The 16,081-nt window shown below is 66.5% G+C and carries 10 protein-coding genes; 5 read left to right on the top strand and 5 right to left on the bottom strand.

Going from position 1 to position 16,081, the window contains the following annotated elements:
* The first annotated feature begins 485 nt into the window (after positions 1–485).
* Positions 486–1,073 carry a GNAT family N-acetyltransferase gene (locus ACH2CY_RS15825; protein WP_395020271.1) on the top strand — a complete coding sequence of 196 codons (588 nt, stop codon included), beginning with the start codon at positions 486–488 and terminating at the stop codon, positions 1,071–1,073.
* A 41-nt stretch (positions 1,074–1,114) separates the two neighbouring features.
* Here ACH2CY_RS15825 and ACH2CY_RS15830 read toward each other — a convergent pair whose 3' ends face one another.
* Positions 1,115–2,095, bottom strand: a complete 981-nt coding sequence (locus tag ACH2CY_RS15830) for a threonine/serine dehydratase (protein WP_395020272.1) — start codon at positions 2,093–2,095, stop codon at positions 1,115–1,117.
* Positions 2,096–2,473: 378 nt separating this feature from the next.
* Between ACH2CY_RS15830 and ACH2CY_RS15835 the strand changes: the two genes are divergently transcribed.
* Entirely contained in the window at positions 2,474–4,402 is a 1,929-nt protein-coding gene (locus ACH2CY_RS15835; protein ID WP_395020273.1) for a PAS domain S-box protein, read from the top strand.
* A gap of 200 nt (positions 4,403–4,602) precedes the next feature.
* Complete coding sequence (locus tag ACH2CY_RS15840; RefSeq protein ID WP_395020274.1) at positions 4,603–6,546, top strand: PAS domain S-box protein; 1,944 nt, start codon at positions 4,603–4,605, stop codon at positions 6,544–6,546.
* A 51-nt stretch (positions 6,547–6,597) separates the two neighbouring features.
* Here ACH2CY_RS15840 and ACH2CY_RS15845 read toward each other — a convergent pair whose 3' ends face one another.
* The 4 genes from ACH2CY_RS15845 to ACH2CY_RS15860 all read right to left on the bottom strand — a co-directional run bounded on the left by ACH2CY_RS15845 (position 6,598) and on the right by ACH2CY_RS15860 (position 14,097).
* Positions 6,598–8,112: an aldehyde dehydrogenase gene (locus tag ACH2CY_RS15845; protein WP_395020275.1), complete on the bottom strand. Its 1,515-nt coding sequence runs from the start codon at positions 8,110–8,112 to the stop codon at positions 6,598–6,600.
* A gap of 165 nt (positions 8,113–8,277) precedes the next feature.
* Positions 8,278–10,827: a cation:proton antiporter gene (locus ACH2CY_RS15850; RefSeq protein WP_395020276.1), complete on the bottom strand. Its 2,550-nt coding sequence runs from the start codon at positions 10,825–10,827 to the stop codon at positions 8,278–8,280.
* A gap of 164 nt (positions 10,828–10,991) precedes the next feature.
* Positions 10,992–13,265 (bottom strand): CHASE2 domain-containing protein, encoded by a 2,274-nt coding sequence (locus ACH2CY_RS15855; protein ID WP_395020277.1) that lies wholly within the window; start codon positions 13,263–13,265, stop codon positions 10,992–10,994.
* Between the two features lie 94 nt (positions 13,266–13,359).
* Positions 13,360–14,097, bottom strand: coding sequence for a hypothetical protein (locus ACH2CY_RS15860; RefSeq protein WP_395020278.1), 738 nt, complete (start codon positions 14,095–14,097; stop codon positions 13,360–13,362).
* A 136-nt stretch (positions 14,098–14,233) separates the two neighbouring features.
* Here ACH2CY_RS15860 and leuD point away from each other — a divergent pair, with 136 nt between their 5' ends.
* A complete protein-coding gene (gene leuD / locus ACH2CY_RS15865) occupies positions 14,234–14,857 on the top strand; it encodes a 3-isopropylmalate dehydratase small subunit (RefSeq protein ID WP_395020279.1) in 624 nt (207 codons plus the stop codon).
* A 66-nt stretch (positions 14,858–14,923) separates the two neighbouring features.
* Positions 14,924–16,033 carry a 3-isopropylmalate dehydrogenase gene (gene leuB / locus ACH2CY_RS15870; RefSeq protein WP_395020280.1) on the top strand — a complete coding sequence of 370 codons (1,110 nt, stop codon included), beginning with the start codon at positions 14,924–14,926 and terminating at the stop codon, positions 16,031–16,033.
* Positions 16,034–16,081: the final 48 nt, after the last annotated feature.

Raw genomic sequence — 16,081 nt, forward strand, 5'->3', positions numbered from 1 at the left:
GCTTCTTCAGCCGATCGCTGCTCCGACATGCCTGGCTGGCTACATTGGTACAATCACCACCGACCCCATGCCGGGATCATGGCCGCTCCCCCAGCTCACCGACTGAACAACCTGCTTGGCAACGACATCTAGCGCGGGCAGACGCGTTTGATCGGCGGGTGGGGTTGGCGACAGCCCCGCCCGTTTCTTTTCCGCAACACTCGCGCCGTGCCTGGCGCAAGAATTCGTGAAGAAAGTCGGATACCTTCTTGACCCGGCAGGCTTTCTCGCTATATACGCAAGCATCGCCAACAGCCGAAAGGCTACAAGGTTGTCCAGTCTGCGCCTCCGACGACGATACATGGCGCCCGTTGCTACGGGCCGCGAAGTCGGGTGCGCGCATGACTGTGGGAGAACCTTGAGCTGACCGCCTCGGCGGGATCCCACAGCGGCGCACCGGCTCCAAAGCCCGGTCCGATCACCGCTTTAAACCAGAGGATCCTGCGATGAACACCACCGAAGCCCAGTTCACCATCAAGCCTGAATCCGCCGCGCTGGCCCCGCGCGTCGAGTTGCTGCTCGACCGGGTGTTTGGCGCGGAACGACGCGAGAAGGCCTCCTATCTTTTCCGCCAGGGCGTTGCTCCGGTGGCCGCCCTCAGCTGGGCGGCGTTCGACCGCCACAAGAAGCTGGTCGGCTCGATCCGCTACTGGCCGATCCAGGTCGGCGAGACCGGCCATCCCGCCCTGCTGCTCGGGCCCCTGGCGATCACGCCGCAACTGGCCGGCAAGGGCATCGGCCGCGCGCTCACCTTCCGCACTTTGGAGATCGCCGCCGAGATGGGCTACGACCTGGTGCTGCTGGTCGGCGACTATGACTACTACAAGAGATTCGGCTTCGTGCCGGCGACGCCCTACGGCTTCGTCATGCCGACCGAGAAGCGGCCGGAACGGTTGCAGGTGACCGAGCTGCGCCCCGGCGTGCTCGGCCGCGTCAGCGGCGAGATCCGCCATGTGAAGGAAGAGAACGGCTCGGTTGTCGCGATGCCGGTCCAGCCCCGGAGGCGGGTTCGACGAACCGCCGCGCGAGCCTGAGTGATGAGCTGGATGCCCGGGTCAAGGCCCGGGCATCCCGCCTAACTGACTGATACCCCGAACCTCTGCACCCAGCCCGCGACGTCGCTGAAGGCGACGTTGCCGCCGCAGATGACGAGGCCGAGCTTGGCCTCCGCACCCACGCGTTCGATCACCTGCTCGGCCGCCGGGATCAGGCACCCGGCCGCCGGCTCGGCGAAGAGCTTCGCCTCTTCCGCCAGGGTGAGGACGCCGCCGACCGCTTCCGCATCGGAGACGGTCAGCACGGTCTCGACCAGCGCCTGCACGTGAGAAAGCGTGCGGTCGGTGACCGAGGGTGCCCCCAATGTCGTTGCGATCGAGGTCACCGCGATCTTCTCCGGGGCGCCTTTCGCCAGCGCCTTGGTCATCGCATCGGCGCCCTCTGTCTCGACGCCCCAGATCCGGATCGCGGGGTTTGCCGCCTTCAAAGCCACCGCGCAGCCCGAGATCAGCCCGCCGCCGCCGATCGAGACCAGGACATCGGTCAGGTCCGGCTGGTCGGCGATGAACTCGCGCCCGACCGTGCCGTGCCCGGCGATGATCTTCGGGTCGTCGTAGGAATGGATATAGGTCATGCCCTTTTCGGCGCATTCCTTCTCCGCCAGATCGAAGGCGGCGCCGGCATCGGGGGTCAGCAGCAGAGTGGCGCCGCTGGCCTTGATCCGCGCCTGGGAGCGCAGCGGCGCCTTCTCCGACATGACGACCGTGATGGCGATCCCCATCTCCTTGCCGATCGCGGCGATGGCGATGCCGTGGTTCCCGCCGGAGACGGTGATGAGGCCGCGCTTCTTCTCCGCGTCGCTGAGGGAGAGCAGCTTGTTGGTGATGCCGCGCGGCTTGAAGCAGCCGGTCTTCTGCATCAGCTCCAGTTTCAACGCCACGCGCGCGCCGAGCCTGGCGCCCAGCGCCGGGCTCCAGAGGCTGGGGGTGCGCTGCACCCAGCCTTCGATGACGCGCTCCGCCGCGACGATGTCGTCGTTGGTCACCAGATTCATGGACATGCAGTCGTACCCCAACCTGATCCTTCCCCGAATCGGGAAAGGGAATTGTAGCGAGCCTGCCGACCCAAAGAAAAACCTCCCGCGCCGGGAAAGCCCAATCCTCCTCCTCGAATCGGGGGCGGGGCTGCAGCCGGCGCGGGATCGATTCGCAAGCCGGCACAACGCATTGCCGGATATGCCGGGCGGGATAATGGCCGGATTTGATGCAAAAGCCCCGCGTGATCTGCGGCGGCGAAGAACCCTCTCTTAAGGAATCCCGTCATATACGGAACAAGCGATCTGACGGATGATGGCGATCCGCTCAACAAAGAGCGTGGGCGACGGGGGATGCGGAGGGCTGGGGCCGGTCAGATAAATCGGGCGCGGCCGACGGGAGCGATGTCGAAGGACACCAAGCATTTCGGCCCCGAGCCGACCGATCTTTATGCGCAGCCGCCCTTCGCGCTCGACCTCGGCCTGTTCCGCGACGCCTTCGAGCAGGCGGCGATCGCCATCTGCATCTGCAGCCTCGACGGCCGCTTCCGCCACATCAATCCCAAATTCGCCGGCCTGCTCGGCTACACCGCGGCCGATCTGTTTGGCCGGCATTTTCAGGACATCACCCATCCCGACGACCTGGCGGACAGCCTCCGCGTCCTGGACCAGCTGCGCGCTGGCCAATCCCGTTCGCTCGCCCTGGACAAGCGCTACCTGCAGAAGACCGGCGCCGTGGTCTGGGTGCATCTCACCGTCTCGATCGCGGTGACGGAATCCGGCGAGCCCAGCTGCCTGGTGGTCACGGCCGAGGACTTCACCGAGAAGGAGCTCATCTCTCAGCGCCTCGAGGCCAGCCTGCTCCGGAACAGCGACATCCTCTCCAGCATGAACGACGGCTACTTGGCGCTCAACGGCGACTGGGTCTACACCGACCTCAACGACCGCGCCGCGGAGCTGCTCGGCAAGACCCGCGCGGAAATGCTGAACCGCCATATGTGGGACGTCTTCCCCGAGGCGCGCGAGAGCGTCTGGCTGCGCCGGTTCCGCCTGGTCAGGGAAACCGGCCAGCCGATGCAGACCTATGAATACTATGCCGGGATGGACCGCTGGTATGCGGCCAGCATCAACCCGTTCGGCGACGGCGTCTCGGTCTTCTTTCGCGACATGACCGATCTGCGGCGCAACGAGAAGGCGCTGCAACAGCGTGAAAGCCTGCTGCGGCAGGGCGCCCAGCTGGCGCGTTTCGGCACCTGGGTCTGGGACATCACCGAGGATCGCTGCCTGGTCTGCTCGGATGAGATGGCTGCCCTGTTCGGCATGTCGGTGGAGGAGTACCTGGCGGACCGCGGCACCCTGCGCCAGATGCGCGCGCGCATCCACCCGGAGGACCGGCCGATCTTCGACTCGACGGTCAGCGTGGGGCCCGGCGACACCTACAGCATCGAGTTCAGGATCGCCAACAAGTCCGGCCTGTGGCGTCACGTCCGGGAAATCGGTCGCGCCTATCGCGAGGAAGACGGCACGCATGTGCATTGCATCGGCGTTTCCCAGGACATCACCGATATCAAGGCCACCGAGTTCGAGCTGCGCCACCTCGCCGAGGAAGCCTCGCAACTGGCCCGGCTCGCCGAGGAGGCCAACCGCGCGAAGTCGGATTTCCTCGCCAGCATGAGCCACGAGCTGCGTACCCCGCTCAATGCCATCATCGGCTTCTCCGAGATGCTGCTGCTCGAGGACACGCTCGGCCGGGACCAGGTCAAGGATTACCACCTCACGATCCGCGAAAGCGGCCGGCACCTGCTGGACCTTATCAACGACATCCTGGACCTGGCCAAGGTCGAGGCGGGCCGGGTCGAGATCGGCGTCGATCACGTGGATCTCGCCGCCGTGGTCACCGAATGCGCCAAGTATCTCGATCACTCGGCGCGCCAGCGCTCGGTCACCATCGCTACCGCCATCGACTGCCCCGGGCTGCGCAGCGACCGGCGCCTGGTGAAGCAGATCCTGCTGAACCTCGCCGCCAACGCCGTGAAGTTCAACCGGCCCGGCGGCCGTGTTGCCATCGTGACGCGCCGCCGCGGCAACATGGTCGAGCTCGAGGTCACCGACACCGGCATCGGCATGACCGAGGACGATCTGAAGCGGGTCCTCAAGCCCTTCGTCCAGCTGGAATCCGCCTATCAGCGCAGCCGCGAGGGCAGCGGGCTTGGACTCTCGCTGGTCGATCGCTTCGCCCGCCTGCTCGGCGGGCGGCTCGAAATGCGCTCCGAGCCCGGCGTCGGCACCGCCGCCTGCGTCTTCCTGCCGGTCGAGGACGAGTCCGGCGACTAGCTGCAGGCGCGCCCCGCGATGCATCTGCCGATATGCCGGACAGGGATACCGGCAGATGATCTACATCAAGCACACGGAATGTCGCATCCCTGACCCTGCGCTGGCCTCGGGATTGGAATCCTGGATAGAATGCCGAACGCTCGGGAGGCCAGCCATGTCACGCGCAATTGCTGGGATGCCACCGGCGCCGGGGGACTGACGTGTCGCGACATCAGGGTGGACGTGACCCGACGAGCGCCGCGGTTCGGCTCGCCGCCAGCGAGACCTGGCTGTTTCGCGCCATCTTCGAGCAGGCGGCGATCGGCATGTGCTGCTGCGATTTCGAGGGCCGCTTCCTGCTCGCCAATCGTCCCTTCTGCGCGCTGACCGGTTACAGCGAGGCCGAGCTGGCCAACCTCAGCTTCGGCGAGATCACCCATCCCGACGATCTCCAATCCAATCTCCATCTGGTGGAGGAGTTGCGCAGCTGTGGCCGCGAGACGGTGAGCATCGAGAAGCGCTACGTCCGCAAGTCGGGCGAGACGGTCTGGTCGCGCACCTCCCTGTCGCTGGCCCGGGTGCCGGGCGAGCGGCCGCGCTACGTCATCGTCACCGCCGAGGACATCACCGACCAGAAGGCGGTCGAGCAGCGCCTCGCTGCGAACGAGGCCCGGCTCGCCAGCGCCCAGCGGATTGCCGGCGTCGGCTCCTGGGACCTGGACCTGGCGACCCGTCGCGTGATTCTCGATGAGATCGCCATGCAGATCTACGATGTCGATCCGGCCGGATTCGACGGCAGCTACGATGCCTTCATCGACCTGGTTGACCCGATCGACCGGGAGCGGATGCGCCGCGCCGACATGCGTGCGATCGAAACCGGCGAGCCGGCGCAGAACGAGTATCGCGTCATCGACCGCCAGGGACGCGTGCGCTATGTGGTGGAGCGCAGCGGCCCGGGGCTGAACGCACAGGGCCGGCGGGTCGCGGTGCGCAGTGCGGTCCAGGACGTGACCGAGCTGCACCGCATCGAAGCGGCGCTGCGCGAGCGCGAAAGCCTGCTGCGCCAGGGCGCGGCGCTCGCCCGGTTCGGCACCTGGGTGTGGGACACCACCGCCGACTGCTGCCTGTTCTGCTCGGACGAGCTGGCCGCCCTGTTCGGGATGACCCCGCGCGAGTTCGTGCTCGAGCGCGGCAGCAGCCGCCAGATGCGCGCCGCCGCGCCGCCCGACGACCGCGCCGCCTTCGATGCGATCATGACATTGGATTCCGGCCAGACCTATGACATCGAGTTCCGCAACCCGACCAAGGACGGCGCGCTCCGGCACTTCCGCGAGGTCGGCCGAACCTATCGAGACGACGCGACCGGCCATGTCCACAGCCTGGGCGTCACCCAGGACATCACCGCCGCCAAGCAGACCGAACTAGACCTGCGGCGCGCGCTCGACGACACCGAGGCGGCCAACCGGGCGAAATCGGAATTCCTGGCGACCATGAGCCATGAGCTGCGCACGCCGCTCAATGCCATCATCGGCTTTTCCGACATGCTGCTGACGCTGGGCGGCGGCCTGGCTTCGGACAAGCTGCAGGACTATTACCAGAGCATCCACGAGAGCGGCCAGCACCTGCTGGCGGTGATCAACGACATCCTCGATCTCGCCCGGATCGAAGCCGGGCGGGTGGAGACCAGCCGCGAAGCGGTCGACCTCGCCGCGGTGATCGGCGAATGCGCCGGCTACCTGGAGGGCCTGGCCGCGGAACGGCAGGTCGCGATCGAGACCGACATCGCCTGTGCGCCGCCGACCACCGACCGCCGCCTGGTCAAGCAGATCATCCTGAACCTCATGGCCAATGCGGTGAAATTCAACCGCGCCGGCGGCAAGGTCCGGGTCGAGGCGCGGACGGTCGGTTCAAGCGCGGTCATCACCGTGTCCGACACCGGGATCGGCATGACGGCGGAAGAGATTGCGCGCGCCCGGCAGCCCTTCGTCCAGCTCGAGCCCGCCTATCACCGCAGCCAGGAGGGCAGCGGGCTCGGCCTCACCCTGGTCGACCGCTTCGCGCGGCTGCTCGGCGGGCATCTCGACATCCGTTCCGAGAAGGGCGTCGGCACCACGATGTCCATCACCTTGCCGCTCGCGCCCGGTCCCGGTCGATCACCGCAATGAAAACGGACGGGACCGCCGGTCCCGCCCGTTGGCTCAGCGCCTCTATCGATCTCAGCCGAGATGCATCCAGACCGACTTGGTCTGGGTGACGGTGGTCAAGGTCTCCAGGCACTTGTCGCGGCCCATGCCGGACTGCTTGAAGCCGCCCCAGATCGAGGTCATGTCGCCGTGGTCGAAGCAGTTGACCCAGACGATGCCGGCCTCGATGTCGCGGGCCGCCTTGTGCGCGGTCGAGACGTCCGAGGTCCAGATCGAAGCGGCGAGGCCATAGATCGAGTCATTGGCGATGGCGATCGCGTCTTCCAGCTTCTTGTAGGGAATGACGCCGGTCACCGGGCCGAAGATCTCCTCCTTGGCGATCCGCATGCTGTTCTTCACCCCGGTGAACAGCGTCGGCGAGACATAGCAGCCGGCATCGAGTCCCTTCGGCCGGCCGCCGCCCAAGGCCACCTTGGCGCCTTCCTTCTTGCCGATGTCGATATAGCCGAGCACGCGCTTCTGCTGCTCCTTGGTGACCAACGGGCCCATCGTGGTCGCGGGATCGAGCGGGTCGCCCGGGTTGAAGCTGGCCTTGGCCTTCTTCAGGAACAGGTCGACAAAGTCGTCGTGGATCTTCTGGTCGACGATCAGCCGCGAGCCCGCGTTGCAGACCTCGCCCTGGTTGCCGTAGATGCCGTTGACCGCATATTGGACCGCGGTCTCGAGATCCGGCACGTCGCCGGTCACGATCTGCGGGGTCTTGCCGCCGCATTCGGTGGTGACGCGCTTCATGTTCGACTGGCCGGCATAGACCATCATCAGCTTGCCGATCTCGGTCGAGCCGGTGAAGCCGATCTTGTCCACGTCCATGTGCAAGGCCAAAGCCTTGCCGGCTTCCTCGCCGAGGCCCTGGACCACGTTGAAGACGCCGGCCGGGCCGCCCGCTTCCATGAACAGCTTGGCCATCAGCGCGCCGGAAAGCGGCGACTGCTCGGCGGGCTTCAGGATCACGGAGTTTCCGGCAGCAAGCGCCGGCGCCACCTTCCAGGAGGCCATCATCAGCGGATAGTTCCAGGGCACGATGCAGCCCACCACGCCCAGCGGCTGGCGCAGGATGTAGTGGAACTCGCTCGACGCCGTGGCGGTGACCTGGCCCTCGATCTTGTCGACCGTCTCGCCGAAGTAGTTGAAGGTCATCACCGCGCCGGGGATGTCGATGTTCAGCATCTCGCTGATCGGCTTGCCCATGTCGGTGGTGTCGAGCAGCGCGAATTGCAGCGCGTTGTCCTCGATCAGCTTGGCGAACTTGTAGATCACCGCCATCCGGTCGCGCGGCGCCATCTTCGACCAGACGCCCGACTTGAACGCCGCGCGGGCGGCTTTCACGGCGGCGTCGACATCGGACGCATCCGAGCGCGCGACGCTGGCGATGACTTCGCCGGTCGCGGGGTTGATGGTCTCGAACTTGCGGCCCTTCTTGGCATCGACGAACTTGCCGTTGATGAAGTTGCGGGTCTCGGGCTTCAGCTTGCCGGCGAATTTCTGGAATGCCTTCTTGTCCAAGCCACGCGCTTGTTCAAGGTTCATGGTCGTCTCTCCTCTTCGAAAGGCGTCTCCGTCGTTATGGGCCGTTCAAATTGAGAATGACGGCGGCGGAGATCGCGAAAATGGGCAGGTGCAGAGCTTATAGCACCGCCATTTCAACCCGTCATCGCCGGGCTTGACCCGGCGATCTATTGCCGCATGGGACGGCTATTTTGCCGCAGCGACGCTGACGCCGAGGCGTTGGTTGGCGACGCTTTCGATCTGCGCCTTCAAGGCCGGGTCCTTGGCCAGCAGGGCGCGGAAATCGGCGGCGCCCAGCTCCAGCAGCTGGCAGAAGCCGAGCGAGATCACGTCGGTGACGCGCGGCCGTCCGGTGATCAGCGCCAGCTCGCCGAAGAAGTCGCCGGAACCCAGCTCGACGTCGCCGTCCGGGATCACGATCCGGACCGCGCCCGAGGCGATGAAGAACATCGACTCCCCGCGCTCGCCTTTGCGCACGATCAGCTCTTCCGGCAAGGTCAGCCGCGGCCGCAACTGGCGCACGATGCGGCTCGACGCGTCCTCGGAGAGGTTGGCGAACAGCGGAACGCCGGCGACCAGGTCGCGGGCGCTCATCCGGGTGTCGAGGCGCGGGCGGCGGTCGATGTCGGGATAGCGGTCGGCGGCCTGCTCGGTCAGCGCCTGCGCCACCTCGCCGCCGATCACACCCTGGCTCAGCAGCGCGTGATAGCCGCGGTCTTCCCAGACCCGCGCCAGGCGTTCGAGATGCTGGCGCTGCAGCGCCTCGGCATAGATCGGGTATTGCAGTTTCAGCGCCAGCAGCGCGTCCTCGACCGCCTTGGCCCGGTCGGCGTTGAGGGCGATCAGCTTCTCGGTCGCTTCTTCGCCGAGCAGCGCGCCCAGTCGGTCGCGGGCGAACGGCCCCATCTCGCCCAGCAGCCGGCGCTGGTTCACCAGCAGCTCGAAACGCTCGGCCAGGGCATTGGCCAGGATCCGATCGAAGCCCAGGCGGTTCTGCAGCGCGAGCGCCAGACGGAACGCGGGTCCATAGCGCAGGTTGCGCTTCCAGGCCTTGGCGAAGGCCTTGTCGGCCTCCCAGCGCTTGCGCTCGGCCTCGGCGCCGCGCCCGGTCGCGCCCTGCTGCCGGACGCTGTCCCGCAGCGTCTGCGCATGGGCCAGCAGCTGCTCGGCGATCCGGCGATCGACCACCCGGGCATGCAGCAGCTCGAGGCAGCGCGCGCTTTCCCGCGCGGTCATGACGGTGAGGCCGACCCGCATGGTCTGGCGCTTGCCGAGCACGCCGCCTTCGGCGCCCAGCGGTGCGCAGTCCGAGCGCTCGACGGCGAGCCGCGCATCGAGATCGCCGAGCACGGCGTCGGTCACGTTGCGGTCGAACCGGCCGGTCTCGGCGGCCTCGGCCACATGGTCGCGGACCTCCGCCAGGGTCATCACCGCGGCGCGGTCGCGCACGCCGGCGCCCACCGCGGAAAGGCGGTTGAGCTGGAAGAAGCGGATCAGCGGCCGGAGCGTGGTGCCGTTGATGAACAGCGTCATCAGCACCAGCCCGGTGACCGAGGCGGCGACGAAGTCGCGGATCGCTTCCGGCAGGGCGCGGTTCTCGGTCACCGCCAGCGCCAGCGCGAGGGAGATGGCGCCCCGCAACCCGCCCCAGAGCATCGCGCCCTTGAAGCGGCTGTCGATCTGCTGCGAGAGGCGCAGCCGCTCGAACAGCGGCAGCAGGCCGAACACCGTGACCGCCCGCGCCGCCATGACCGCGAAGTAGAGCAGGATGACAAGGCCGATATCGGTCCAGGTCATGTTGCCGACGAAGCGCGGCACGAACATCGCGGCCAGCAGGAAGATCAGGGAGTTGGCCCAGAAGCCGATCTGGCCCCAGGCACCTTCGAGCTGCTCCGAGGTCTCCTGGGTGAGGCGGGTCTTGCGCGCGGCGCCGATGACCAGGCCCGCGGCGACGCAGGCGACCACGCCGGAGAGATGCAGGTAATGCTCCGAGATGAAGTAGGAGAGATAGGCCAGTGCGATGGTGAGCGTGATCTCCGCCCGCGGCCAGCCGTTCAGGATGCGGAACAGGCTGGTGGTGGCGATCCCCATGCCGAGCCCGACCACCGCGCCGCCGATGGCGCTCACCAGGAAGGAGACCACGGCGCCCGCCGGACCGACGCTGCCGGGATAGAGGATCGCGGCCACCAGCAGGGTGAAGATCGAGATCGCCGCGGCGTCGTTCAGCAGCGACTCGCCCTCGACCAGTGTCAGCAGCCTTCGCGGCGCGCCCACTTCCTTGAAGATGCCGATGACCGCGGCGGGATCGGTGGTGGCGACGATGGCCCCCAGCAGCAGGCAGGCCAGCAGCCCGTAATCGGAAGCACCCGCCAGGGAGAAGCCGACCACCAGGGTGCAGATCACCACGGCGACCACGGCCATGGTGAGGATCGGCGCGATGTCCTCGAGCAGGCTGCGGAGATCGACCGAGAGCGCCGCCTCGAACAGCAGGGCGGGCAGGAAGATGACGATGATCGCCTCGGCCGAGATCTCGAACTGCTGCAGCGCGGTCATGAGATCGCTGGCGACCGCGGAATGCGATTGCGGCTGGACCTGGATCAGCAGCCCCAGCGCGCAACCGGCCAGCGCCAGCAGCACCGAATAGGGCAGCTTCACCCGGGCCGCGAGCGGCGGCAACAGGCTGACCAGGCCGAGCAGGGTGACCAGGCCGAAGACGATGAGCGCGGCTGAGGACATCTTTATCCTCCCTCCCCCGTCCGCGAATGCGGACATGCGTCCGCGGTCTTCGGGGGAGGGCACTCTTTTTCTCCCTCCCCCGTCCGCGAATGCGGACATGCGTCCGCGGGCTTCGGGGGAGGGCTGGGGTCGGGGTGCCACACACTCAATTCCAACAAACTACTTCACCCGGTCTTCGATTGTGCGACGTAGACGCCGTCCCAGCCGGAGCCGGGCGGAGAGATCTTGAACTCGCCGATCCGCGTGCCGTAGAGCGTGTAGAACGGATGCAGCCGCTCCGGCCCGACCTTCAGGCATTCGTCGCGCGCGGCCTCGGCCGCCTCCCAGTCCTGGCGGCGATAGGCCTCCAGCATGCGGTCGTGCTGCGCGCGCAGAGCCCGGTATTCCGGGCGCGCGGCATAGCCTTCGGTGCCGAGGCAGGTGAAGATCCGGATCGGGACCGCCTTGCCCTTCACCTTGACCTGGTCGAGCTCGAGCAAGGCGAAGTCCTGGACGTCGGCCGCCGTCTCCTCGCCGATCACCAGGTCGACGAAATAGGCCGGCGACAGGGATTCCAGGCGCGAGGCGATATTGACGGTGTCGCCGAGCGCCGAATAGGCCAGCCGCTCCTCCGACCCCATGTTGCCGACGCAGCCGATGCCGGTGTTCAGGCCCACGCCGGCCCTGAGCTTGACCGGCTTGCGCCCGGCCGCGGTGGCTTCCGCCGCGAACTGCTCGTTGAGGCGCTTCAGGGTGCGGCGCATCTCGACTGCCGTCCGCACCGCCTCGCGGGCGTGATGCGGCACGTCGAGCGGCGCGTTCCAGAACGCCATGATGCAGTCGCCGATATACTTGTCGATCGTGCCCTGGTGATCCTTGATCAGCTTGCTCATCGGCGTGAGGAAGCTGTTGATCACATGGGTCAGTTCCTGCGGGTCGAGTCCTTCCGAGAGCTTGGTGAAGCCGCGGATGTCGGAGAACATGACGGTGAGCTCGCGATTCTCGCCGCCGAGCTTGGCGAGCTCGGGCCGTTCCGCCAGCTGCTCCACCATCGCCGGCGACAGATACATCGAGAAGGTGCCGCGGATGCGCGCCTTGTCCTGCTCGGTGCGGATGAAATTGATCGTGGTCGCCGCCATCACCAAAATCAGCGCCGTTCCGGCGGGATAGAGCGGATCGACCAGCCAGCCGCGGGTGTGGAACAGATACCAGCTGCCGCCGACGGCGAGAGTGATGGAGCCCACGGCGACGGCGATCCCGAGAATGGCGCCGGCCCGGAAGGCCAGGCCGATGACCAGCAGGCCGAACACCACGAGGAGGCTCTTCTCCGCGAAGTCGCTCCAATAGGGGCGCCACAAGCCCGTCGCGCCGCCCATCGCCGCTTCCAGGATCTGCTCAATGGTCTCGGCATGGATTTCCACGCCGGCGATGCGCGCTTCCAGCGGCGAGGTCTGGATATCCTTCAGCCCTTCCACCGTCGTGCCGATCAGGATGATATGCCCTTCGACCAGCTTGCGCGGGAAGTCTGCGTTGAACAGGTCGGCGATCGAGACGAAGCGCTGCGCCTGATGCCCGGTGTCGTGCAGCAGCAGTTGCCCGGCGCGGTCGGTCCGGATCACCACCGGCGTGTCCTCGATGCGCAGCGCGCCGATGCCGTCGGCGACGGCGCTGGCCCAGACGTCGCCGCTCGCGCTGGACGAACGGATTGTGTAGCCGGACGCCTTGTTGCTGGGATCGACCATGGCGACTCGGAGCGCCTCGAGCGCCAGCGCCGGCAACAGGCCGTCGATCGGGTTTTCCACCTTGTCGGCGTTGTAGTCCAGGATCAGCGGCACGCGGCGGATGACGCCGTCTCGATCGGGAGCGGCATTGACGGCGCCGTTGCCCAAGGCCGAGGCCTGCAGCACCGGCAAGGCGGCGACCACATAAGGCAGCTTCGCCGTGAACGTGAGCGGGCTGGCGCCGGCGGCGGCGAAGCCGCCGACCGGCTTGGGCCGGGCTTGCGGCCGCTGCGGGTCGTAATCCAGCAGGGCGAATCCCAGGACGCTCCGGGTGCGCGCAATGGATTCGGCCAGTTGCGCATCCGGATCCGGCAGGGCGGTCATCCGGGCCTTCACCTCGGCGAAGGCGGAATCCGCCGGGAGATTGGCGATCAGCGCCTGGGGCGAGGTGCGATCCGGCTCGGCGTACAGAACGTCGAAGGCGATCACCCCCGCGCCGAGCTCGCCCAGCCGATCGACCACCTTGGCCATAGTGGCGCGCGACCAGGGCCATTGCCCGAACTTGAGCAGGCTCTTTTCGTCGATATCGGCGATGCGGACCGGCAGATCGGGATTGTAGGGCCGGGGCTCCAGCCGCTGGTAGTTGTCGAAGACGAAGTTGCGGACGGCTTGGATCGGCGCCGGATCGGCCTCGCGCAGAAACCAGGCGCCGACCAGCAGCAGACCCGGTATCGCCATCCCCCAAGCTTTGTGCATCCGGCCTGATTCGTCTCGCTATTTCAGCTCGCGCGGTAGTCTAATCAGGCCTACCGGCAAAGGACAGTGGCCCTCGTCACTCCGCCGTATTCGCGATCCGGGTGATGGACAGGTATTTGCCGGGGAACAGGTCCAGAGTGGCCCCCACGATATGGTCCTTGTCGGCGCCGTAGAGCTGGCCGCAGGTCATCTGCGCCCGCCCGTCGATCGAATCGACGCAGACCTTCTCGCCCTTCAAGGACCAGGTCGCCTGGTGGAACCCGTCGCCGGTATCCCAGAGATAGGCCCTACTGTCGCCGCGCAGACTGATGATCATCTGGCCGTCCGGCGTCATCGCCGCAAAACGTCCGGGTGCAATCTCCGCTGGGTCCTTCACGCTCAAGACCGGCGGGGCCGGGTTCGGGGTGTCGAAATCGCCGTCGCTCCAGGTGCGATAGGGCTGGTTGACCTGGCCGTTGCGGTCGAAGACCAGGCAGCGGTTGGCGGGGTCCTTCTGCGGCACGCCGAGATTGCAGCGTGAGATCGCGCGATCCGCGACCTCGTCGTCGGAGAGCAGGCAGTCCGGGTGGCGGCAGAAGCGGTATTCCACCCGGTTGCCGTTGGGCGAGATCGCGAAGACGCCGCTGACATCGGGCGAAAGCTGCTCGAGATAGCCGGCATAGATCCCGGCCACCCGGGGGCTGATCTGGATCGGCGCCGGCGCCTGCCTTGCAATGTCGGCGGGGCTGATCTGCGCCTTGGGGGCGGGCGGCGATCCGCAACCGGCGAGGAGGAGGGTGGCGAGGAGGCCGAGAGCCGCAAATTTCCTAGGCAATTGAGCGTATTCCTGCTTGTTCTGCCGCCTGCGCCTGAATTCGAACCGGTGAATCGGCGCCCGGCGGGGGCTCTTGAGAGCCGGTCATACCCATGCCATAACAGCCGCCGCTTTGTCACCGGAAGGCGCTCTAAAGATGGACAAGTTCAAGACCTTGACCGGGGTTGCGGCCCCGCTGCCGATGATGAATGTCGATACCGACATGATCATCCCGAAGCAGTTCCTGAAGACCATCAAGCGGACCGGTCTCGGCAAGAACCTGTTCGACGAGATGCGCTACACGCCCGAGGGCAAGGAGATTCCGGACTTCGTCCTCAACAAGCCGGCCTACCGGCAGGCGAAGATCCTGGTGACCGGCGACAATTTCGGCTGCGGCTCCTCGCGCGAGCATGCGCCCTGGGCACTGCTGGATTTCGGCATCCGCTGCGTGATCTCCACCAGCTTCGCCGACATCTTCTACAACAACTGCTTCAAGAACGGCATCCTGCCGATCAAGGTCTCCAAGGAAGAGCTCGACAAGCTGATGGACGATGCCTCGCGCGGCTCGAACGCGATCATCAGCATCGACCTTGAGAAGCAGGAGATCACCGGCCCCGACGGCGGCCGCATCCGCTTCGACATCGACGCCTTCCGCAAGCATTGCCTGCTGAACGGCCTGGACGACATCGGCCTCACGCTGGAGAAGCGCAAGTTCATCGACGGCTTCGAGGAGAAGAACCAGCTCTCCCAGCCCTGGCTCTGGCAAGGCACCGCCGCTTAAACGATTCGTTTTGATATCCACGGCCCGGCGCAATGCCGGGCCTTTTCTTTTCTGAAAGACAGGAAAATGGCCGCCAACAAGAAACTGCTCATCGTCGCCGGCGACGGCATCGGCCCCGAAGTGATGACCCAGGTGAAGCGCGTCATCCAATGGTTCGACAAGCGCCAGGGCCTATCCTTCGATGTCGGTGAAGAGCTGGTGGGCGGCATCTCCTACGACAAGCACAAGACTCCCCTGACCGACGAAGTGATGGAGAAGGCGCTGCAGGCCGACGCGGTGCTGCTGGGCGCGGTCGGTGGCCCGAAATGGGACAACCTGCCCTTCGCCGACAAGCCAGAGCGCGGGCTGCTCCGCCTCCGCAAGGACATGGAGCTGTTCGCCAACCTGCGCCCCGCGCTGGTCTTCGACGCCCTGGCCGAGGCCTCGTCGCTGAAGACCGAGCTGGTCAAGGGCCTCGACATCATGATCGTCCGCGAGCTGACCGGCGGCGTCTATTTCGGTTCCCCGCGCGGCATCGAGACGCTGCCGAACGGCGAGCGCCGCGGCATCAACACCCAGGTCTACACCACCTCGGAGATCGTGCGCGTCGCCAAGGTCGCCTTCGAGCTGGCGCAGAAGCGCAGCAAGAAGCTCTGCTCGGTCGAGAAGGCCAATGTGATGGAAAGCGGCGTGCTCTGGCGCGAGGAAGTCACCAAGCTGGCGCCGGAATACAAGGACGTGGCTCTGAGCCACATGTATGCCGACAACTGCGCCATGCAGCTGGTGCGCCAGCCCAAGCAGTTCGACGTCATCGTCACCGACAACCTGTTCGGCGATCTCTTGAGCGATTGCGCCGCGATGCTCACCGGCTCGCTCGGCATGCTGCCCTCGGCTTCCCTGGGTGCCGCCGACCAGCAGGGCCGCCGCCGCGCGCTCTATGAGCCGGTCCACGGCTCGGCGCCGGACATCGCCGGCCAAAGCAAGGCCAATCCGCTGGCCGCCTTGCTCTCCTATTCGATGATGCTGCGCTATTCCTTCGACCTCTCCAAGGAAGCCGACCTGCTCGACAGCGCCGCCAAGAACGTGGTGGCCAAGGGCTTCCGCACCGGCGACATCATGAGCCCCGGCGCCACCCTGGTCTCGACCGTGGGCATGGGCGACGAGATCCTGAAAGAACTGGATCGCCTGGGCGCCTGACAGGTTCCGCGGCCGCTCGCGTCGGCATGTTGATTTGTGTCAAGATGC

Source organism: Dongia sp., assembly GCF_041905885.1.
GTDB lineage: Bacteria > Pseudomonadota > Alphaproteobacteria > Dongiales > Dongiaceae > Dongia.

Bases quoted from the DNA above. Each gene is read 5' to 3' on its own strand.
- ACH2CY_RS15830 (WP_395020272.1), bottom strand. From the start codon at position 2,095: ATGTCCATGAATCTGGTGACCAACGACGACATCGTCGCGGCGGAGCGC.
- leuD (WP_395020279.1), top strand. From the start codon at position 14,234: ATGGACAAGTTCAAGACCTTGACCGGGGTTGCGGCCCCGCTGCCGATG.
- leuB (WP_395020280.1), top strand. From the start codon at position 14,924: ATGGCCGCCAACAAGAAACTGCTCATCGTCGCCGGCGACGGCATCGGC.
- ACH2CY_RS15835 (WP_395020273.1), top strand. From the start codon at position 2,474: ATGTCGAAGGACACCAAGCATTTCGGCCCCGAGCCGACCGATCTTTAT.
- ACH2CY_RS15855 (WP_395020277.1), bottom strand. From the start codon at position 13,265: ATGGCGATACCGGGTCTGCTGCTGGTCGGCGCCTGGTTTCTGCGCGAG.
- ACH2CY_RS15825 (WP_395020271.1), top strand. From the start codon at position 486: ATGAACACCACCGAAGCCCAGTTCACCATCAAGCCTGAATCCGCCGCG.
- ACH2CY_RS15850 (WP_395020276.1), bottom strand. From the start codon at position 10,827: ATGTCCTCAGCCGCGCTCATCGTCTTCGGCCTGGTCACCCTGCTCGGC.
- ACH2CY_RS15845 (WP_395020275.1), bottom strand. From the start codon at position 8,112: ATGAACCTTGAACAAGCGCGTGGCTTGGACAAGAAGGCATTCCAGAAA.